This window comes from Pseudomonas helmanticensis, from assembly GCF_900182985.1.
In the GTDB taxonomy this organism is placed as follows: Bacteria; Pseudomonadota; Gammaproteobacteria; order Pseudomonadales; family Pseudomonadaceae; genus Aquipseudomonas; species Aquipseudomonas helmanticensis.
Genome location: NZ_FXUY01000002.1, coordinates 926,392 through 946,577, shown reverse-complemented (window position 1 = coordinate 946,577; position 20,186 = coordinate 926,392). Strand labels below are relative to the sequence as shown.

Genomic DNA, 20,186 nt, shown 5'->3' with positions numbered 1-20,186 from the left:
AGGGAGCTGATCGGGGGCTTTTCAGAATCTGAGTTCGACTCGATATTTCAGGTCGGCGTACCTTGCCCAGACACCTCGGTCAGTTCCCTCTCCCTTGGGAGAGGGCTAGGGTGAGGGGACGGGGGGCGGTACAAATCCTACTGACGGAACGGCGCGAAATTCACGTTGGTGCCCGCCGGACGCATGTCCTGCAAATACGAATCCTTGTCCGCACTCAATTCCAGGCTCAATGCCGCCTTGCGCTTGCCCTCGTTGCGAATCACCAGCCCCTCGAGCTTCTCACGCAGAAACACCGTCGGCACCTTCAGGTGCAGCAGTTCGTCGGTGGCCGGTGTGTGCATCAACAGGTGAATCCACTCGTACTGACCAATCGCCAGACGCGACACCGGCAGATCGAACCACCAGATGTTGCGGTTGCGGTTCAGTTCGGCGAAGTGGCAGTTGTTGGTGCCGAGCACGGCGCCGCCCAGTTCCTTGTTTCGACGGGCGATGGCGAGCGTTTTATCGAGTTTCATAACATTCCTGCGGGATCGGTTCATTGGCGCACGGCGCCCATATGTTGCGCATTCTCGGGGCAATGCACACAAACATAAAGCCCAACCTGCACGCCGCGACGAAATGAACCTGCGAAAAATAAATGAAACTTGGCGCAAACCCGGCCAGTCAATCATTACGTACTGACTTTTCCCCCTTAATGCACCAAGGAGAAACACCATGAGTAGCACAGGCGATAAAGTAAAAGGCATGGCCAACGAAGCCGTCGGCAACGTCAAGCAAGGCGTCGGTAAAGCCACCGACAACACCAAACTGCAAGCCGAAGGCAAGGTTCAAGAGAAAAAAGGCGAAGCCCAACAAGCGGTCGGCAAAGCCAAAGACGCTATCAAGAAAGGCGTCGACAAGGCGTAATTCAGCCTTGAACGAACTACACGAGCGGCCATCCAAGGATGGCCGTTTTTGTGTCGAAATTCTGCTGACGCCCATCAAGGTTCGCCAAGTAAGCTACCTTGATGTAAAAAACGGCCCCTGAGTCGCCACGACTTCAAACCTGTATAGCGGCGAAAGGAGACGCGAATGATATTCCCGGACATGAAAGGTCTGCCTCTGCACCGCGTGATGGTGCGCACGGTCACTGAGTTCGTCGACGACGAGATGTCGACCTACGCCTCGGCGCTGGCCTACCAGATGCTGTTCTCGCTGTTCCCGTTCATCCTGTTCCTGATCGCGCTGATCGGCTTCCTGCACCTGCCGGACTTCTTTTCCTGGCTGCGCCTGCAATCGGAACTGGTTCTGCCGCCGCAGGCGCTGGAATCGGTCAACCCGGTAATCGACCAGTTGCAGCAGTCCAAGGGCGGCTTGCTTTCAGTCGGTATCGTCATCGCCCTCTACACTGCGTCTGCCGGTGTGCGCTTGATGATGAGCGCGATGAACGCAGCGTACGATGTGGTCGAAGGGCGGCCGGTCTGGAAGCGCTTCCCGTTGTCGGTTTTCTACACGGTCGGCATTGCCGGCATGTTGCTGATGGCCGCCGCGCTGATGGTGCTCGGGCCGCAGGTGATGGGCTGGATCGCCGCGCAGGTCGGGCTGGAGGAAGTCATCGTCACCGTCTGGACCATCGCGCGCTGGCCGGTGATCGTCATCCTGATGATGGTCGCGGTGGCGCTGATCTATTACGTGATGCCTGACGTCAAACAGGAATTCCGCTTCATCACCCCCGGCTCGGTACTCGCGGTGGTGGTGTGGATCATCGCCTCGTTGGGCTTCGCGTTTTATGTGAAAACCTTCGCCAACTACAACGCGATGTATGGCAGCATCGGCGCAATCATCGTGCTGTTGCTGTACTTCTACATTTCCGCTGCGGTGCTGTTGCTCGGTGCGGAAATGAACGCGGTGATCGAGCATATGTCCAGCGAGGGCAAGGACCCGGGCGAGAAAGTCCCCGGCGAACTCGATGAACAACCCAAACAACACGTCTCGGGCCTGGGCCGCGATCATTCGCTCAAGCCGGACACTGACGAAGCCTGATCATGATCCGTGAAATTCTGAAAATGGGTGACGAGCGCCTGCTGCGCATTGCGCCGCCGGTGCCGGCCGAAATGTTCGACAGTCCCGAGCTGTGGCAACTGATCGACGACATGTTCCAGACCATGGAAAGCGTCGGTGGCGTTGGGCTTGCCGCGCCGCAGATCGGCGTTGACCTGCAACTGGTGATCTTCGGTTTCGAGCACAGCGAGCGTTATCCGGACGCCGAAGCCGTGCCGCAGACGATCCTGATCAATCCGCTGATCACACCGCTGAGTCCGTTGACGGAAGAGGGCTTTGAAGGGTGTCTGTCGGTGCCAGGTCTGCGCGGCGCGGTGGATCGCTATCAGCAGATTCGCTACGAGGGTTTTGATCCGAAGGGCGAGCCGGTGGTGCGCGTTGCTGCGGGCTTCCATGCGCGCGTTGTGCAGCACGAGTGCGATCACCTGATCGGCCGGTTGTACCCGTCGCGCATCACCGACTTCAGCAAGTTCGGTTACACCGAAGTGATGTTCCCGGACCTCGATCCCTCTGCCGACGATTAATTCCGGGATACCACAACCCCCCTGTAGGAGTGAGCCTGCTCGCGATAGCGGTCTGTCAGTAAAATTTTCGGTGACTGACAGACCGCTATCGCGAGCAGGCTCACTCCTACAAGGATCTGCGTCAGGTTGAAGGTTTGAGTTCCATCGCAATCATCGGCTTGCTCCGCGCATACCGGCTCAACCGCTCCGCCATCGCCTGGGGCAGGGCCGGGTTGAAACTGAACCCGCGCCGCTCATAAAACCCGCGCAAATCCGGATGACAGAACAGCCACACCGGTTCGCGCACTTCCTGCACCGCCGCCGCGATCAACTGCGCGGCCAGCCCTTGTTCGCGACACCCCGGATCAACGAACAATCCGGTCAACCAATGCCCGCCCGCCACCGGCCGCAAACACAGTGCCGCGACAATTTCGCCACGGCGCGCCACCCACAATTGCGCGTCACGCACGGCTTTCATCGACGATTGGTGGCTGCGGTAAAACTTGTTCATCAACGGCCATAAAGACTCGTCGAGCAGGCTGTATCGGGTGTCGTGCATAGGTTCGGACTGTCGGTGGGAAAAGCGCCGATTATAAAAGAACGCGCGCCGGCGGATAGGTGTATACCTGACCTCACATCCCCTGTGAGTGGAGTACGCATCATGTCCAAAGGTATGGATTCAAAGAAAGCCGCGAAGAAGAAACCGGCCAAGACCGCGATTGAAAAACGCGCGGAGAAGAAAGCCAAGAAAGTCGACATCTTCGGCCACTGATCACGCCTTTCCGGAGCCCGGTTCTCGGGCTCCTGCCTGAACCTGAAAATAATCTGCAAGATTCAGCGACGTCGTTGCACAGCAGGAGAAGATCCCTGCTGTGAGTACAGCCATGTCCCATTATTTCGACGCCGCCCACCGCCAGCACATCGAAGCCCTGCGCCAACGCCTGACTGCCCGCACCGAATGGCCGACCTGGCTGTTGTTGATCGGTGTGTATGGCGGCTGGTTTGCCATCGTACTCAACAGTGCATGGCTCGGCCGCGGCTGGAGCACATTGCTGCTGATTCCTTTGTTGGTGCTGTGGTTGTCGGTGCAACACGAATTGCTCCATGGGCATCCGACGCGCTGGATTGCTTTCAACAAAGTGCTGGGCTATGCGCCATTTGCCGTGTGGTATCCGTACACGCTGTATCGCGACAGCCATTTGCTGCATCACCGCGATGAGGATCTGACTGTGCCCGGCGTCGATCCGGAAAGCCGTTACCTGACCCGCGCGAGCTGGCAGGGCAGTTCGTTGTTCGAACGCAGTCTGCATCGGCTGAATAAAACCGTGCTCGGCCGGTTCCTGATTGGCGCACCACTGGCGCTGTTGGCGCTGGCTGCGCAAGAGCTGCAACGCTTGAAAAACCGTGAGCGCCAGGCCTGGCTGATGTGGTTGACCCACGGTTTTTTTACCTTGCTGATGCTCGGCTTCATCGCGCAATACAGTGCGTTACCGGTGTGGCATTACCTGCTGCTGATCAGCGTGCCGGCGCTGTCGATCGCGATGATTCGCTCCTACTATGAACATCGTCCGCACGCGCAACCGGAGCAGCGCACCGTTTTGAATGAAGCCGGTTGGCCGTGGCGCTGGTTGTTTCTCAATCTGAATTTTCATCTGGTGCATCACGACTTGCCCAAGCTTGCATGGTACGACTTGCCCAGGGTTTATCGAACGCATCGCGCGCAATGGGTGGCACGCAGCGGCGGGTTTGTGGTGCAAGGGTACGGGCAGTTGTGGCGCCAGAATGGTTTCAAACCCATCGACAGCCCCGAGCATCCGTTCCAATGACCCAAGAACACCATCGACCCCTGTAGGAGTGAGCCTGCTCGCGATAGCGGTGTGTCAGGCACCGAAGATGTCACTGACACACCGCATTCGCGAGCAGGCTCACTCCCACATTGGAAATCAGTTGTCAGGGAATATGTGTATGACCCAACACCACGCCGAACTGTTGATGTACGTCGCCCCCGAACCGATCCGCGTGGCCAATGAACGCTGGCTCGCGCGCATCCTCGAACACCTCGGCCACACCCGCCTGAATGCCGAACAACTGTCACTGCCACAACTGTGGTTATCCCCTGATCTGCTGCTCACGCAAACCTGCGGCTACCCGCTGATGACCGCGCTGCGCGGCAAAGTACGCATCGTCGGCCGGCCGCGCTACGAACTCCCCGATGCCAGCGCCGGCAACCACTGCAGCCTGATCCTCAGTCGTGCCGATGATCCACGCAAAACCCTGGCAGCATTTCGCAACAGCCGCGCGGTGATCAACAGTGAAGACTCCAACAGCGGCATGAATCTGTTGCGCCAGCGTCTGGCGCCGTTGCATCGCGACGGGCAGTTTTTCGCCACCCTTGGCATCAGCGGCGGTCACCGCGAAAGCCTGCGTTGGTTACGTAGCAAATGCGCCGACCTGGCCGCCATCGACAGCGTGACCTACGCCTGCCTCGCGCAATATGCGCCGGAAGAAGTTCGCGGTTTGCGAGTGATGGCGCGCAGTGCGTTCAGCCCGACCTTGCCCTTTATCACCGTTGCCAGCGCCACGGATCAACAGATTGAAAGGCTGCGTCAGGTGATGAACCAGAGCCTGCATGAGCTTCCCGATGTTGCGCAGGTGTTGGGTTTGCCAGAAGTGTTGCCGGCCAACGAAAGCGATTACCAGGTCGTGCTCGACTATGAACATGAAGCTGAAGATTTGGGTTACGGCCGTTTACGTTAAAAGATCGCACTCCTGTAGGAGCTGCCGAAGGCTGCGATCTTTTGACCTTATATCTCCAAATAGAATAACTGAATGAAATTTAAATATTATTAATGCATAAGGCGCCTTGCTACGATCGCGCCACCGGAACACCGGACATTCAGCGACCCTTCATCAAGGAGCCCCTATGTCCGGCGCCGACTTTTCCCATCATCACTCGGTTGACGGCCTGTTCCGCGCCCATTACCGCTGGCTCTGCAATTATCTGCGGCGTCATCTGCTCGACACCGCGAGCGTCGAAGACATCGCCGCCGAAACCTTCGCGCAACTGCTCGAAGCGCCCAGCCTCACGGCGATTCGCGAACCTCGTGCCTTGCTCACCACCATCGCCCAGCGCCTGCTTTATCAACGCTGGCGGCGTGCCGATCTGGAGCGCCGTCATGCGCAGCAGATCGACACAGACGTGGCCAATTCGCCCGAAGAACTCGCCCAACTGGCGCAAGCCCTGAAGCGCCTCGACCACAGCCTGCAACGACTGCCCGGCAAGGTTCGCTCGACCTTTCTGCTGGCGCGCATCGATGGCCTGACCTACCCGCAAATCGCCGCCGAACTGGGGATCTCCCAGCGTTCGGTCAGCGTGTACATGAACCGTTCCCAAGCGTTGTGCGATCGCCACAGCGCCAATCAATTTTTGACTGACAAGAGGTCCGCATGAGATCGATCACAACCCTGCTTGGCCGTTCGCTGCTGGCGCTGAGCCTGAGTGTCGGCGCCGTTTCAGCGGCGCAGAAAAGCGCACCGATCCACTTTGGCGACATCACCTGGGAGAGCGGCAGCTTCATCACCGAAGTGCTGCGCCTGATCGTTGAAAAAGGTTACGGCTACCCGACCGACACGCTGCCGGGCAGTACCGTCAGCCTCGAAGCGGCGTTGGCGAAAAACGACATCCAGGTGATCGGCGAAGAATGGGCCGGGCGCAGTCCGGCGTGGGTCAAGGCCGCCGCCGAGGGTAAAGTGTTTGGCTTGGGCGACACCGTCAAAGGCGCCACCGAAGGTTGGTGGGTACCGGAATACGTGATCAAGGGCGACCCGGAACGCGGGATCAAGGCGCTCGCACCGGAGCTGAAATCGGTGGCCGATCTACCGCGCTACAAGGACGTTTTCCGTGACCCGGAAGACCCGACTCGCGGGCGTTTCCTCAACAGTCCGACCGGCTGGACTTCGGAGATCGTCAACAGTCAGAAGCTCAAGGCCTATGCGCTGAATGACAGCTTCGTCAACTTCCGCACCGGTTCCGGCGCGGCACTGGATGCCGAGGTGGCGTCGTCGATCAAGCGGGGCAAACCAGTGCTGTTCTACTACTGGTCGCCGACGCCGCTGCTGGGCCGTTTCAAACTGGTAAAACTGGATGAACCGCCGTTCGACGCCGCGGCCTGGAAGACTCTGGCCGATGCCAATAATCCCAATCCCAAAGGCACACGCTCGATGCCGGCGAGCCTGGCGATTGGCGTGTCAGCGCCGTTCAAGGCGCAATACCCGCAGTTGGTGACATTCTTTGAAAAGGTCGATCTGCCGATCGATCTGTTGAACCAGACCTTGGCCGGTATGAGCGAAAAACGCCTGCAGCCAAGAGTGGTGGCCGAAGCCTTCCTGCGTGATCAGCCACAAATCTGGAAAGCCTGGGTGCCCGCAGAAGTCGCCAGCCAAGTCAGCAACAGCCTCTAACCACAACTCCCCCCTGTAGGAGCTGCCGCAGGCTGCGATCTTTTGATCTTGTCTTTAAAATCAAAAGATCGTCCGATCGCGGCCCGAGCCTGCGGCAGCTCCTACACGGAGCGAATTCATTTCTAGCTGAACCGTTTCTTGTGCAAAAAGTGCCAGATACTGGCCGACTAATGGCCTTGCGCAAGGCCTTGCGCTGTCTATGCTCACCTGTAACTAACTATGTCGACCGTGCACGGTTAGTGAGTGAATTCATGCTGCCAGAGTGCGCAAGCCAAGGCACCGACACTGAAACGACAAGGAGCATTTTGTACATGGAAGTTCTTCAACGCGTTAGGGCTGGCCCCGGTGCGGGCTATCAAGAGAAGGATGTCTTGATTAGAGCGTCGCTATATGGACTCTCCGATTGACCATCATTTATCACCTGACAACTTCCTCCCGTGGAGGAATGCGTGCGCCTGTTCTGTGGAACGTAGTGGTAGATCTTGAAAGAACTGAACTTTCATCAAATCAAAAGACCGCGCAGAAGGTGATTCAACCATGTTCAACCTACATCACAAGGCTGACCTGCAGGAAATCGAGCGATTCAGCTGTGCCCTGACCGAGGCCAATGCCAAGTTGGCAGCGATCAGCCGTTCAATGGCAATGATCGAGTTCACCCCCGAGGGTATCGTTCTCGATGCCAATGAAAACTTCTGCAAAACCATGGGCTACAGCGCCGAAGAAGTCCGTGGCAAACATCACCGGATCTTTTGTGAAGAAGCGTTCTATCGCAGCGAGGATTACGCCCGGTTGTGGCGGGACCTGGCCCGGGGCGAGCCGATCAGCGGGACGTTTCTGCGCTTGAACAAGAGCGGCAAGGAAATCTGGCTCGAAGCCAGCTACATGCCGGTGTATGGCGCCGACAAGCAGGTCAAAAGTGTGATCAAGGTAGCGGCGGACATCACCGCACGGGTCAATAAAGAACACGAAGAAGAAAGCATGCTGGCGGCGATCAGCCGTTCCATGGCGGTGATCGAGTTCACTCCCGAAGGCAATGTCATCAGTGCCAACGACAACTTTCTGCAAACCATGCAGTACTCGCTGAACGAAATCGTCGGGCATCATCACAGCCTGTTCTGCCATCGCGCCGAATCCGAATCGGCGCAGTACAAGGCATTCTGGGCCTCGCTCAATCGCGGCGAATATCACTCCCATCGCTTCGAGCGCAAGAACAAGTCCGGGCAGATGGTTTATCTCGAAGCCTCTTACAATCCGCTGTTCGACGCCAAGGGCCGCTTGTACAAAGTGGTCAAGTTCGCCAGCGACATTACCCATCAGATGACCACTTTGCAGAACGCTGCCGAATCCGCCCACAGCACTTCGGTGCAAAACGACGCCTGCGCGCAAAAGGGCTCGCAAGTCGTGCAACAAACCGTGCAGATCATTCAGGACATCTCCCGCGACCTCAACGAAGCGGCGGTGAGTATCGATGCCGTGAGCAAGCAGTCGGACATCATCGGCACCATCGTCCAGACCATTCGCGGAATTGCCGATCAAACCAACTTGCTGGCACTGAACGCGGCGATTGAAGCGGCGCGGGCCGGTGAACATGGACGTGGTTTTGCGGTGGTCGCGGATGAGGTGCGCAGTCTCGCGGCACGGACCAGTCAGGCAACCCTGGAGATCGTCGACGTGGTGCGCAAGAACCATGATTTGTCGTTGAGTGCGGTGTCGAGCATGCAATCGAGTTTGAGCCGCACCGGGCTTGGCGTGGAACTGGCGAACGAGGCGGGGGCGGTGATTCAGGAAATTCAGCAGGGATCGCGGCATGTGGTGGATGCGATCAGTCAGTTCAACGAGACGTTGCAGTTGAATTGATGCTCTGAAATCGCGAGGGCCATGTTCTAAAAGCCAAGGGCAGTAGCGACTGCCCTTGTTTTATTACTTGCACACCTGTTACTTCATTCGTACTTACCACTGAACGTACCCTTGAAGGCAATCAACCGCCCCAATTCATCAAAGTAGGTAGCGTCAATCGTTCCTTCTTGGGTATCCAGATTCTCCCCGATGGTGACTTTCCCGGTTCCAGTTAATTTGAGCATTCTTATTCCATTCTGATATTCCAGCTGAGGAACTCCATCATGAACAAAAGTCAGAAGGTGTTCACCGGGTTCTAGGTTATCGGGTGCATAGACCATCTGGACTAAATTTGTGTTCATGGTCGCTTGAAAAGTTCTTTGATCAAAAACAACCCGCTCTGTATTAAAGTCCGTTCCGACCGGGTTTCCGTTGTAGGTGGATTTGCAATCGCAATGACCGGTGAATGCTTTGGCTTCCATGATTCTCTCCTGATCCTGTCTTGTGATCACGAGTGTGATCACTCGTTCTATTGAACACGCGCAGTTCAAACGAGCACCACTGTCAGTTCTTACAGGTGATACGATTTTCTGATGAAAGGTAGCAATCCGGAGGGAAGGGAGTGGGACAGGACAGAGGCCTCCGTGACCTCCATCCACTTGTCACATAATCACAGCGCTGCGAGAAACTTGTCCGCCAACTTGTCGCTGTCCTTCACATCATTGACGTTGTCTTTGTCCGCCTGCGCCAACTTCATTTTGTCCTGCAAACGCTCGGCGATCTCTTTACCGATGGCCAGTTGTTTCTCCGGAGGCATGGCTTTGATGTCGTCTTCGGTGATGCCCATGCTCTGGAGGATACTGTCGCGCAGGCGCTGTTCCGGCGACTTGCTCATGTAGTCCTTGAACTGATCGGTGGCCGAAGTGCCGGTGGTCTTGGTGGCATCGGAGGTATCGGTAGATTGCAGGCTGACGCGCGTCTTGGCGAAAGCCTCGTCGACGTTGTCGCTGATGCGCGTCGCTTCGCTGACTTGCTGCGTGGCGATCTGGGTGGCCGACGCCTGCACGGTGGAGGCGGTCTGCGTGGATTGCAGTTGGGTCTGATTCTGCAGGGTTTGCAGCATGGCGCCGTGCAGGCCGCTCTGCAGACCGGCGGCCGCAGTGGCCGTTGCGTCGTCATTGACCTGCTTGGGCAGGTGGATGATTAGCGGTTGTTTGGCGTTGACCAACATGATGACTGGACCTGTGGGTAATTGCTGACGGCGGTTACGCAGCAATTACCGTGCCTTGCGGATAAGTCCTTGTATTTCAATTGTTTGTTGTCTTTGCTCAGAAGTGAAGCGGTCATCCGTTGCCGTTGCGCGGCAGACGATGACCGCTGCCTGCTCAGCGATGGGCAATGTTCTCCAGCGCCAGATTACGAGTGCGCGGACCGTAGTAACCGATGGTCAGCATCACGATCAGCATGCTGCTGGCGATGAATGCCAAGACGCCGGGCGTGCCGAAGCTGTCGAGGAAAAAGCCAATCAACAGGCTGCTGAATACCGTCGACAAGCGACTGAACGAATAACAGAACCCCACCGCCCGTGCGCGGATGTTGGTCGGGAACAGTTCGCTCTGGTACGAGTGATAACTGAAGCTCAGCCAGGCGTTGCAGAAGGTGATCATCACCCCGCAGAAGATCAGCCCGAACGCCCTGGTCTGCAGGGCGAACAAGGTGCCGAAGGTCATGGCGCCGAGGGCCGAACCGACGATCTGCCATTTGTTCTCGAAGCGGTTGGCGAACTTGACGAACAGCAGCGGCCCGAGCGGGTAGGCGAGGGTGATGATGAAGGCATACATCAGGCTGTGGGTGACGCTGACGCCCTGTCCGGAGAGCAACGCCGGCAACCAGTTGCCGAAACCGAAGAAGCCGATGGCCTGGAAGATGTGAAAGACGATCAGCATCAACGCGCGACGGCGATACGGTGGCTGCCAGATATCGGCGAAGCGGCCCTTGCCTTCGACGTCGACGGCAACGGCTTCGGGAGTGTCCAGCGGTTTGCCGTGATCCTTCGCGCAACGTGCCTCGATGTGGTCGAGAATCCGGTTCGCCTCATCGAAGCGGCCATGCTGCGCCAACCAGCGCGGCGATTCCGGCAGACGCTTGCGCAGCCACCAGATAAACAATGCAAACACCGCGCTGGCCAACACCACCCAGCGCCAGCCGGACACCCCGAACGGCGCTTGCGGTACCAGCCACCAGGACATCAACGCCACCGCCGGCACCGACAGAAACTGCACGAAAAACGCGAAGGCAAACGCCGAACTGCGCATGCGTTTGGGCACAAGCTCCGAGAGGTAGGCGTCGATGGTCACCAACTCGATGCCCAAACCGATGCCGACCAGAAAGCGCATGCAGATAATCCCCAGCGCCGAACTCTGAACGCCCATCAACACCGTCGCGACCGTGTACCAGATCAGCGCGAAAGTGAAGATCGCTCGACGGCCGAAACGATCCGCCAACGGGCTGAGCAGACTGGCGCCGAGGAACAGGCCAAGAAATGTTGCCGAGGCAAACGCCGCCTGATCGGAGAAACCGAACACACCCTGATTTCCGGTGGCGAAGATGCCGTCGCGGATCAGGCCGGGGCTGATGTAGGCAGTCTGGAACAGGTCATAGAGCTCGAAGAAACCACCGATCGACAACAGCGCCACCAGCCGCCAGATCGTCGCGACCGCAGGGAGGCGGTCAATGCGGGCGGACACCTGAGCGGCGCGGATCGGGTCGATGCCGTCGCTTTGCGCGGCGGCGGAGGCGTGTGCAGTCATGGGCAGATCCATTTTTTATTGATGGAAAAGCTTAGCCTGCTATCGGAGTTCACGGATTGTGAAGATCAGCGATTTGCGCCGGGAAAGTGCTGATTTCTTGCAATATCTCCTTACTAATTAACGATTTATGCCGCAGCCGCCGAATCTGGCAGCGCCGAGGCCGGCAAACCGAAAACCCGGTCGAACAGCCAGTTGAAGGCGAACGTGTAGCACGGGATGAAAATGATCAGCGCCAGATCCAGCAAAAATGCCTGCACCAGACTGATGTTCATCCACCAGGCAATCAACGGGATCAGGAACACGATCAACGTCAGTTGAAAACCGATAGCGTGAGCGATGCGGCGTTTGACCGTGCGGGTGCGCGAGACCTGGCGGCTTTCCCAGTGTTCGAACATCGAGGTGTAGATGAAATTCCAGGTCACGGCGATGGTGGTGATGATTACCGCCAATGGCCCGGTGCTGCCCGGCGAAGTGCCGGACAACAGTGCCAGGCCGAGGGCGGAGAAGGTCATGCCGATCACTTCGTAAAGCGACACGTAGACCAGTTTGCGTTTGACGCCTTGCATGGGAATTGCCTCTTTGTTGCCGTTTGTTGGCCAGCGGGGACTGGCGAAGGCGACGAAAGATAGCTTCAATAGGGCTGACAGAAAAAGTCGGTAGCTTTCAGATTTATTGATAGGTGCGCGAAGTGAATTTCAACAGTGACAGTATCGAGCTGTTCCTTGCAGTCATTGAACGCGGTTCATTTTCTGCGGCAGCGCGAGCATTAGGAAAAGTCCCCTCGGCGGTAAGCATGGGCATTGGCAACCTTGAGGCTGAACTCGGTTATTTGTTGTTCGACCGCAGCCATCGCGAACCGCAACCCACGGCGATGGCGCTGGCACTGGTGCCGCATGCGCGACTGATTGCCGAGCAGCTCAAGCAACTGCAAGTGCATGCGGTGGAGTTGTCGCTGGGACTGGAGAGCAAGTTGTCGATCGGTGTGGTGGCCGACATCGACCGGCGGCGCTTGCTGGCGGCGATCAAGGTGATCGCCGAGCGTCATCCGCTGCTCGACATCGAAGTGCTGACCGCGCCACAGGATGACGTGCTGGCGCTGTTGCACAGTGGTCGCGTCAGTGTTTGCCTGGCGTTCGCCGGGTTGAGCGTCAACGTGCTGGAGCGCTTTCAGTTCGTCGGCAGCGAACGGATGATCGCCACGCTGGCAGCGGACAGTCCGTTGTTGCAGGGGCAGGATCTGTTTCTCGAGGACCTGGTGCATGTGCGGCAGATCATCGTCGCCAGTCGTGATTTGCCGATCAGTGAAACGCGGCCGTTGGTGGCGCAGTCATATTGGCGCACGGACAGTCTTGAGACCGCGATGGAAATGGTCGAGGCGGGTTTGGGCTGGGGCAATTTTCCGTTGTCGGTGGTGCAGCCGCGACTGGACAACGGAAGGCTGAAACGCCTGAATTTCCGCAACATCGAAAATGGCCTGGTGATGCCGGTGCATGCGGTATGGCTGAAGAGCCAGCCACTACAGAAAGGCGCACTGGCCCTCGTCGACCTGTTGAGTGGTTGATCGTTCCCACGCTCCGCGTGGGAACGCAGCCCGGGACGCTCTGCGTCCCTTCACTGCCGAACGCGGAGCGTCCGTTGAGGCATTCCTACGCAGAGCGTGGGAACGATCGGATTGCGAAGCGTCACGTACTTTCGCGGATCTTCAGTTCAAAGCCCATGTCTTCAACCGGCCGCGCCACGCTGTTACCGGCCATCAGCGTCAGCATCTGCTCCGCCGCCCGCCGGCCAATCGCCTCGCGCGGGGTGTTGATGCTGCTCAGGCGCGGCACCATGTGCTCGGACATCGGCAAGTCGTTGAAACCGAGAATCGCCACCTGCTCGGGAATTTTGATGCCGTGGCGCAACGCTTCGAGCAGCGCACCCTGCGCCAGGTCGTCGTTACCGAAGAAGATCGCATCGACATCCGGATGCGCCGCCAGCAGTTGCAAAAACAACTCGCCACCCAAGCCAACGGACGACGAACGCGGCGTCAGCACTTCCAGATCCGGGTCATAACGCTCGGCCTTCTGCAGCGCTTTGCGGAAACCTTCACCGCGCAGCAAAGTACGTTGATCGAGTTGCGCGCCGATATACGCCAGGCGCTTGCGTCCACGCGAGAGCAAATGCTCGGCCGCCGTTTCACCGGCACTGAGCTGCGAGAAGCCAACGCAATTCACCCCGGCGGCGCTGTCCAGTTCCATCATGTACACGCAGGGAATGTTGCTGGCCTCGATCATCCGCCGCGAACTTTCGGTGCGGTCAAACCCGGTCAGCAACAAGCCGCGCGGCTGATAAGCCATGTAGTTGCGCAGCAGGTTTTCTTCTTCGTCACGCGAATAGTGGAAGTTGCCGATCAGCACTTCAAAACCCTTGGGCGTCAGCACGCGATGAATGGCTTCCAGCGTATCGATGAACAACAGGTTCGACAGCGAAGGCACTAACACCACAACCGAATGGCTCTGCGCCGAGGCTAAAGCGCGAGCGGCAGGGTTGACCACGTAGTTGAGTTCACTGGCGGCTTTCTGCACTTTTTCCACCAGTTCGGTGGCCACGGTGCTGACGCCACGCAAGGCGCGGGAGGCGGTAATCGGACTGACACCGGCCAGGCGGGCAACTTCATTGAGGGTGGGACGGCCGGTGGTGCGGGTATTTTTATCGTTTTTAGGGGTGGTCATCGACGGCTTGCCAAACAAAAATCAAGGCACTAAGGTAGCGCTGTCCTGATGCAGCTGTAAATGCGTAAGCGAGGTCCTGCCTGATCTTCGCTTTTTGGCGTTGGGCGCAAACCTGCTGCAACCCAAAAAAACGACAAGAAGGCGTCGGCAACTTCTGCCTGTGCACTAGAGTCATAGCTAGCAAAGGTAGCGCTGTCTGCGCGCTGAGGTGTTATATGAGTCATCCCATCACCGCCCTGGTCATCATGGGCGTTGCCGGTTGCGGCAAGACGTGCGTCAGCGAGGCCCTGTGCCAATTGAGCGGCGCCACTGCCATTGAAGGCGATACTTTCCATCCGGCCGCGAACATCGAAAAGATGAGCGCGGGGATCCCCCTGAACGACGACGACCGTGCCGGCTGGCTCGACAGCCTGTGCGTTGAACTGCGTCGTGTCGATGCACTGGGCGAACGCCCGGTGCTGACCTGCTCGGCGCTTAAACACAGTTATCGCGAAGTGTTGCGCAGTGCCTTGCCGGGCCTGGGTTTCGTGTTTCTTGAATTGACCCCTGAAGTCGCCGCTGAACGTGTCTCCCATCGTCCGGGCCACTTCATGCCGGCCACGTTGATCGAAAGCCAGTTCGCCACCCTCGAATCGCCCAAGGGCGAGCCGCTGACGTTGGCGTTGAATGCCTCGATTCACAGTGTTGAAGAACTGGCGTCCCAGGCTCACGTCTGGTGGCAGGCCCACGGTCTGAAACAGGCGGTATGAGTGTGTTGAAAGAGCTAGCGCGGTCCTCACGACTTCTGTTTAACCCGCTTTAATAACAACAACAATCCAGGAGACACCCCCAATGTTTGGCATGTCCCACGACGCCTTCCTGCTGCTCGATGCAGTGGTCACGGTAATCGGCCTGATTATCCTGATTACCAAATTCAAGATTCACCCGTTCATCTCCCTGACCATCGCCGCCGCGTTCCTCGGTCTGACCTCGGGCATGCCGATCGGCACCATCATCAAGGCGTTCCAGGACGGCTTCGGTGGTGTGCTTGGCTTTGTCGGCATCATCCTCGCGCTGGGCACCATGCTCGGCAAGATGATGGCCGAATCGGGCGGGGCCGATCAGATCGCCCAGACCCTGATCCGTGCGTTCGGTAAGGAAAGAGTGCAGTGGGCGATGATGTTCGCTGCGTTCCTGGTGGGCATTCCGCTGTTCTTCGAAATCGGCTTTGTATTGCTGATTCCGCTGGTGTTCATCGTTGCGCGCCGCACCGGCGTGTCTATCATCAAGATCGGTATCCCGCTGCTCGCCGGTCTCTCCGCCGTGCACGGCCTGGTGCCGCCGCACCCTGGCCCGCTGCTGGCCATCGGCGTGTTTGGCGCGGACATCGGCAAGACCATTCTCTACGGTCTGATCGTTGCGCTGCCGACCGCCATCATTGCCGGGCCGATCTTCGGTACGTTCATCGCCAAGCACATTCCGGGTCATCCCAATCAGGAACTGGTCGATCAACTGGCCCGTGAAACCGATTCGAGCAAACTGCCGAGCTTCAGCATCACCCTGATCACCGTGCTGTTGCCGGTGTTCCTGATGCTGCTGAAAACCTTCGCTGACGTCGCGCTGCCGGACGGGCACTTCTTCCGCACGTGGATGGACATGATCGGTCACCCGATCTCGGCGCTGCTGCTGGCATTGCTGCTGTCGCTGTACACCTTCGGGCACAAGCAGGGCATCGGTTCGCAGCAGATCCTCAAGTGGCTCGACGCGAGTCTGGCGCCAACCGCCGCGATCATCCTGATCATCGGTGCCGGCGGTGGCTTCAAGCAGATGCTGGTCACCAGCGGTGTGGGCGACGTGATCGGCCACATGGCCGTGAGTGCGCAGATCTCGCCGATCCTGCTGGCGTGGCTGGTGGCGGCGGTGATTCGTATCGCGACCGGTTCGGCAACGGTCGCGACCATCACTGGCGCGGGCATTGTGGTGCCGGTGGTTGGGATGATCCCGGGTGTTAACCGTGAGCTGCTGGTGCTGGCTACCGGCGCCGGTTCGTTGATTCTGTCGCACGTCAATGACGCTGGTTTCTGGCTGGTGAAGCAATACTTCAACATGACCGTGGCCGAGACGTTCAAGACCTGGACGGCGATGGAAACCATCCTGTCGGTGGTTGCGCTGGGCTTTATCCTGCTGCTGTCGCTGTTCGTTTAAACAGCGTCTTGCAGGCACAAAAAAACCGCAGCGATGCGGTTTTTTTGTGGGTGGATCGTTCCCACGCTCTGCGTGGGAATGCATCCCGGGACGCTCTGCGTCCCAAAGCGGACGCAGAGCGTCCATTGCGGCATTCCCACGCAGAGCGTGGGAACGATCAGGCAGTGGGGATAGGCGTCAGGCAGAGGTTTTCGGGGCCAGGCCATCGGCCCGGAACATGCCGCGAATGCCGCGCACCGCCTGACGAATGCGATCCTGGTTTTCGATCAGCGCAAAGCGCACGTGATCGTCGCCATACTCACCAAAACCGACGCCCGGCGAGACGCAGACCTTGGCCTCGGCCAGCAGTTTCTTGGCGAACTCCAGCGACCCCAGATGCGCATACGCCTCGGGAATCTTCGCCCAGACATACATCGAAGCCTTCGGGTTCTCGACCATCCAGCCCAGTTCATGCAGGCCTTTGACCAACACATTACGACGCTGGCGATACTGCTCGGCAATGTCGCGCACGCACTGTTGATCGCCTTCCAGCGCGGCAATTGCCGCCACTTGCAGCGGAGTGAAAGTGCCGTAGTCGTGGTAGCTCTTGATCCGCGCGAGGGCGTTGACCAGTTCCGGATTACCGACCATGAAACCGATGCGCCAGCCGGCCATGTTGTAGCTCTTGGACAGGGTGAAAAACTCCACCGCGATGTCCTTGGCGCCCGGCACTTGCATGATCGACGGGGCTTTCCAGCCGTCGTAGACGATGTCGGCGTAAGCCAGATCGTGAATCACCAGCACGTCGTATTGCTTGGCGAGGGCGATCACTCGTTCGAAGAAATCCAGTTCCACGCACTGCGCAGTCGGGTTCGACGGGAAGCCGAGGATCATCATTTTCGGTTTCGGAATCGAGCCGCGAATCGCCCGTTCCAGCTCATCGAAGAAGTCCACGCCCGGCACCAACGGCACCGAACGCACCTGCGCGCCGGCAATCACCGCACCGTAGATGTGAATCGGATAGCTCGGGTTCGGCACCAGCACGGTATCGCCCTGATCGAGGGTCGCCAGCATCAAATGCGCCAGGCCTTCCTTGGAACCGATGGTGACAATGGCTTCGCTTTCCGGGTCGATATCGACCGCGTAGCGATCCTTGTACCAGTTGGAAATCGCCCGGCGCAGGCGCGGAATGCCCTTGGACGTCGAGTAACCGTGGGTGTCTTCGCGTTGCGCAACCTGTACGAGTTTTTCGACAATGTGCGGCGGCGTGGCCCCGTCGGGGTTGCCCATGCTCAAGTCGATGATGTCTTCACCACGACGACGCGCGGCCATCTTCAGCTCGGCGGTGATGTTGAAAACGTAAGGGGGGAGTCGATCTATGCGCGCAAAGCGGCGCGGCGAACCTTGTTCAGCCATTGTTGCCTCGGATAACGTAAGCGCCCGGAACCGTCCGAGCGACGCTGGTCACTGCGGTGACCTGTGGCGGAAGATAAGGGCAGTGATGGCATACTGTCCAGCGCGTTTTTCAAACATATTTTCCCAAGGAAATCGGTAGATGGAATTCACCAGCGGCTTCTTGCTGAGCCTTTCGCTGTGCCTGGATATCGGCGTCGCCAACATCGCAATGATCACATTGGCGATGCAGCGCGGTTACTTTCAGGGCTTCGCGCTGGGCCTCGGCACCTGTGTCGGCGACCTGATTTATGCGGTGCTGGCGCTGGCCGGAATGACCGTGTTGCTGCAATACGAAAGCGTGCGCTGGGTGCTGTGGATCGGTGGTTCGGCGCTGCTGATCTACTTCGCGGCGAAGATGATTTACTCGGCGATTCACCACGAGGCGCAGTTGGCGGCCACGGCGGAAGTAGGGCAGAACTCCCATCGCAAGGAGTTCTTCCGGGGGATTTTCCTCGCCATGTCGTCGCCGAGCGCGATTCTTTGGTTCGCTGCGGTAGGCGGTACGTTGATCGCCCGTTCCGGCGGTGGTGGGCCGCTCAGTTCGGCACTGTTCCTCGGCGGTTTCCTGTGCGCCGGACTGCTGTGGTCGGCCGGTTTGTGCTTCGCCGCCAGCCACGGTGGCAAGCTGCTGGGCGACAAACTGTTGCGCTATTCCTACATGGCATCTGCGGCGATCTTCTGCTATTTCGCGGTGTACGTGATCGTATCTGGTTATAACGAGTTCGTCGGTTCAGGTGCCGTCGAGCAGTTGCACGCGCTGTAAACGTGCGAATTGGATTGGGCTTTCTATACTCCCAGCCGAACCCCTTTTTTGTGCCAGGAGTCGAGTCATGGATGAGCAAACACGCGTCGAAGTGGCTGAACCTCGCTTCGAACATGGACACTTCCTGCTGATTGCAGGTTTTCGTGGTCGATTTACCCAAGACACCGCAAAGGACATCCCGGCGCTGTGGGAAAAATTCTTGCCGCACCTGGGGAAGATACAGGGGCAAAAGAACGAAGTGACCTACGGCGTCTGCAGTAATTTCGACGGCAAGGGTGGCTTCGATTACATCGCCGGGGTGGAAATCAGCAAGCTCGATGACCTCGATCAGAAGGTCTACCAGTGGGTCGAAGTGCTGCCTCGCCAGTACGCGGTGTTTGAACATAAAGGGCCGCTCGATCAATTGCCGCAAACCCTGCAATACATCTACAAGACCTGGTTGCCGACCTCCCACTACGTGGAACTCAACGCCCCGGAGCTGGAGCGTTACAGCGCCGATTTCAATCCGCGGCTGCACACCGGCAAACTGGAAATCTGCGTGCCGGTCGATACCAGACAAGCCTGAGCAGACAACAATGAGGCGGATCAATGATCCGCCTCATGCTTTCAGCGCTGTTTGCGCCGCGTGCGCAGCAAATCCACAGCCAGCGTGATAAAGCCGAAAGTACTGATGCCCAACACCATCAACAGACCAATCTGAACGCTGCTCATTAGTTGTTTCCCCCACGGGTGATCAGAGACAGCTCACAGCAATAGCCGCCCGCGAACCCGAAGAAAAGCGCTTATACACAGGCTTTACGCAGCCCGTGCGCATCGATATGCCGCGCTTATTCCTTTATCCTTTCGGCACTTTCTTCTGCTGATTTGCGAGCTGCCATGAACACCATCATCCGCAACGTCACTGCCGCCGATCTGGATCGTTGCTACGCCATCGAAACCGTTGCCTACGAAGGCGACGAAGCGGCCACCCACGAGAAAATCGCCAAGCGTATTGCCACATGGCCGGAAGGTTTTATCGTTGCTGAGGTGGACGGCGTGGTCGCCGGTTTCGTCAATTCCGGTGCGGCGTTTGACGTGCAGATGTCGGACGAGGCGTTCAAGGAGCTGATCGGCCACGATCCGAAAGGGCCGAACGTGGTGATCATGTCGGTGGTGGTGCATCCGGATTATCAGGGGCAGGGTTTGGCGAAGCGCTTGATGGCCGAGTTCATCGAGCGTATGCGCGGGATGGATAAAGCGACGATTCATTTGATGTGCAAAGAAATACACATCCCGCTGTACGCCGGGTTTGGCTTCGCCTACATCAAACCGTCGGAGTCCGATCACGGCGGCATGGCGTGGCACGAGATGATCCTGACTCTCTGATTCAACCCCGATGCTGATCGTTCCCACGCTCTGCGTGGGAACGCCTCCTGTGACGCTCTGCGTCGCGACTTTGGGA

General features: G+C 58.2%; 22 protein-coding genes and 1 pseudogene. 15 read left to right on the top strand and 8 right to left on the bottom strand.

From position 1 onward, the window contains the following. Positions 1-137: 137 nt before the first annotated feature. Positions 138-515 (bottom strand): hypothetical protein, encoded by a 378-nt coding sequence (locus QOL84_RS27130; RefSeq protein WP_008082340.1) that lies wholly within the window; start codon positions 513-515, stop codon positions 138-140. Between the two features lie 199 nt (positions 516-714). Between QOL84_RS27130 and QOL84_RS27125 the strand changes: the two genes are divergently transcribed. The 3 genes from QOL84_RS27125 to def all read left to right on the top strand — a co-directional run bounded on the left by QOL84_RS27125 (position 715) and on the right by def (position 2,564). Further along, a complete protein-coding gene (locus QOL84_RS27125; protein WP_003227408.1) occupies positions 715-906 on the top strand; it encodes a CsbD family protein in 192 nt (63 codons plus the stop codon). 165 nt (positions 907-1,071) lie between these two features. After that, positions 1,072-2,022, top strand: a complete 951-nt coding sequence (locus QOL84_RS27120; RefSeq protein WP_129395184.1) for a YihY/virulence factor BrkB family protein — start codon at positions 1,072-1,074, stop codon at positions 2,020-2,022. Positions 2,023-2,024: 2 nt separating this feature from the next. Next, complete coding sequence (def, locus tag QOL84_RS27115) at positions 2,025-2,564, top strand: peptide deformylase (protein WP_283439216.1); 540 nt, start codon at positions 2,025-2,027, stop codon at positions 2,562-2,564. 121 nt (positions 2,565-2,685) lie between these two features. Here the strand turns inward: def and QOL84_RS27110 are convergent, their stop codons facing one another. Then, positions 2,686-3,102 carry a GNAT family N-acetyltransferase gene (locus QOL84_RS27110; protein ID WP_283439215.1) on the bottom strand — a complete coding sequence of 139 codons (417 nt, stop codon included), beginning with the start codon at positions 3,100-3,102 and terminating at the stop codon, positions 2,686-2,688. A gap of 325 nt (positions 3,103-3,427) precedes the next feature. Between QOL84_RS27110 and QOL84_RS27105 the strand changes: the two genes are divergently transcribed. The 6 genes and pseudogenes from QOL84_RS27105 (at position 3,428) to QOL84_RS29610 (ending at position 8,861) form a co-directional block, all read left to right on the top strand. Continuing rightward, complete coding sequence (locus QOL84_RS27105; RefSeq protein ID WP_283439214.1) at positions 3,428-4,369, top strand: fatty acid desaturase; 942 nt, start codon at positions 3,428-3,430, stop codon at positions 4,367-4,369. Positions 4,370-4,508: 139 nt separating this feature from the next. Then, positions 4,509-5,300, top strand: coding sequence for a phosphate/phosphite/phosphonate ABC transporter substrate-binding protein (locus QOL84_RS27100; RefSeq protein WP_283439213.1), 792 nt, complete (start codon positions 4,509-4,511; stop codon positions 5,298-5,300). Between the two features lie 166 nt (positions 5,301-5,466). Further along, positions 5,467-5,994, top strand: coding sequence for a sigma-70 family RNA polymerase sigma factor (locus QOL84_RS27095; protein ID WP_283439212.1), 528 nt, complete (start codon positions 5,467-5,469; stop codon positions 5,992-5,994). After that, on the top strand, positions 5,991-7,004 hold the full coding sequence (locus tag QOL84_RS27090; protein WP_283439211.1) for an ABC transporter substrate-binding protein: 1,014 nt from the start codon (positions 5,991-5,993) through the stop codon (positions 7,002-7,004). The genes QOL84_RS27095 and QOL84_RS27090 overlap by 4 nt, the downstream gene beginning before the upstream one ends. A gap of 537 nt (positions 7,005-7,541) precedes the next feature. Then, a pseudogene (locus QOL84_RS29615) lies at positions 7,542-8,318 on the top strand (PAS domain-containing protein); the annotation flags it as partial. A gap of 3 nt (positions 8,319-8,321) precedes the next feature. Next, on the top strand, positions 8,322-8,861 hold the full coding sequence (locus tag QOL84_RS29610) for a methyl-accepting chemotaxis protein (RefSeq protein WP_232013121.1): 540 nt from the start codon (positions 8,322-8,324) through the stop codon (positions 8,859-8,861). Positions 8,862-8,944: 83 nt separating this feature from the next. Here QOL84_RS29610 and QOL84_RS27080 read toward each other — a convergent pair whose 3' ends face one another. From QOL84_RS27080 to QOL84_RS27065, 4 genes are all read right to left on the bottom strand, one after another. Further along, positions 8,945-9,322 carry a hypothetical protein gene (locus tag QOL84_RS27080; protein WP_283439209.1) on the bottom strand — a complete coding sequence of 126 codons (378 nt, stop codon included), beginning with the start codon at positions 9,320-9,322 and terminating at the stop codon, positions 8,945-8,947. A gap of 188 nt (positions 9,323-9,510) precedes the next feature. Continuing rightward, positions 9,511-10,071, bottom strand: a complete 561-nt coding sequence (locus QOL84_RS27075) for a hypothetical protein (protein ID WP_283439485.1) — start codon at positions 10,069-10,071, stop codon at positions 9,511-9,513. Positions 10,072-10,225: 154 nt separating this feature from the next. Beyond that, positions 10,226-11,650, bottom strand: coding sequence for an MFS transporter (locus tag QOL84_RS27070; RefSeq protein WP_283439208.1), 1,425 nt, complete (start codon positions 11,648-11,650; stop codon positions 10,226-10,228). Between the two features lie 125 nt (positions 11,651-11,775). After that, positions 11,776-12,216: a PACE efflux transporter gene (locus QOL84_RS27065; RefSeq protein WP_283439207.1), complete on the bottom strand. Its 441-nt coding sequence runs from the start codon at positions 12,214-12,216 to the stop codon at positions 11,776-11,778. 122 nt (positions 12,217-12,338) lie between these two features. Here QOL84_RS27065 and QOL84_RS27060 point away from each other — a divergent pair, with 122 nt between their 5' ends. Further along, positions 12,339-13,211 carry a LysR family transcriptional regulator gene (locus tag QOL84_RS27060; protein ID WP_283439206.1) on the top strand — a complete coding sequence of 291 codons (873 nt, stop codon included), beginning with the start codon at positions 12,339-12,341 and terminating at the stop codon, positions 13,209-13,211. A 121-nt stretch (positions 13,212-13,332) separates the two neighbouring features. On the opposite strand, the gene gntR is transcribed toward QOL84_RS27060, so the two are convergent. Continuing rightward, on the bottom strand, positions 13,333-14,364 hold the full coding sequence (gene gntR / locus QOL84_RS27055; protein ID WP_283439205.1) for an HTH-type transcriptional regulator GntR: 1,032 nt from the start codon (positions 14,362-14,364) through the stop codon (positions 13,333-13,335). Between the two features lie 215 nt (positions 14,365-14,579). Here gntR and QOL84_RS27050 point away from each other — a divergent pair, with 215 nt between their 5' ends. Together QOL84_RS27050 and QOL84_RS27045 are read left to right on the top strand one after the other, a co-directional pair. After that, positions 14,580-15,113: a gluconokinase gene (locus QOL84_RS27050; protein WP_283439204.1), complete on the top strand. Its 534-nt coding sequence runs from the start codon at positions 14,580-14,582 to the stop codon at positions 15,111-15,113. Between the two features lie 82 nt (positions 15,114-15,195). Continuing rightward, a complete protein-coding gene (locus QOL84_RS27045; protein WP_129395172.1) occupies positions 15,196-16,548 on the top strand; it encodes a GntP family permease in 1,353 nt (450 codons plus the stop codon). A 177-nt stretch (positions 16,549-16,725) separates the two neighbouring features. On the opposite strand, the gene alaC is transcribed toward QOL84_RS27045, so the two are convergent. Beyond that, the gene (gene alaC / locus QOL84_RS27040) at positions 16,726-17,943 is read right to left on the bottom strand and encodes an alanine transaminase (protein WP_283439203.1); all 1,218 of its coding nucleotides are present in this window, start codon (positions 17,941-17,943) and stop codon (positions 16,726-16,728) included. A 139-nt stretch (positions 17,944-18,082) separates the two neighbouring features. On the opposite strand from alaC, the gene QOL84_RS27035 reads away from it, so the two are divergent. From QOL84_RS27035 to QOL84_RS27025, 3 genes are all read left to right on the top strand, one after another. Beyond that, entirely contained in the window at positions 18,083-18,745 is a 663-nt protein-coding gene (locus tag QOL84_RS27035) for a LysE family translocator (RefSeq protein WP_283439202.1), read from the top strand. A gap of 67 nt (positions 18,746-18,812) precedes the next feature. Next, a complete protein-coding gene (locus QOL84_RS27030; protein WP_129395169.1) occupies positions 18,813-19,310 on the top strand; it encodes a GyrI-like domain-containing protein in 498 nt (165 codons plus the stop codon). Positions 19,311-19,621: 311 nt separating this feature from the next. Then, positions 19,622-20,110 carry a GNAT family N-acetyltransferase gene (locus QOL84_RS27025; protein ID WP_129395168.1) on the top strand — a complete coding sequence of 163 codons (489 nt, stop codon included), beginning with the start codon at positions 19,622-19,624 and terminating at the stop codon, positions 20,108-20,110. Positions 20,111-20,186 lie beyond the last annotated feature (76 nt).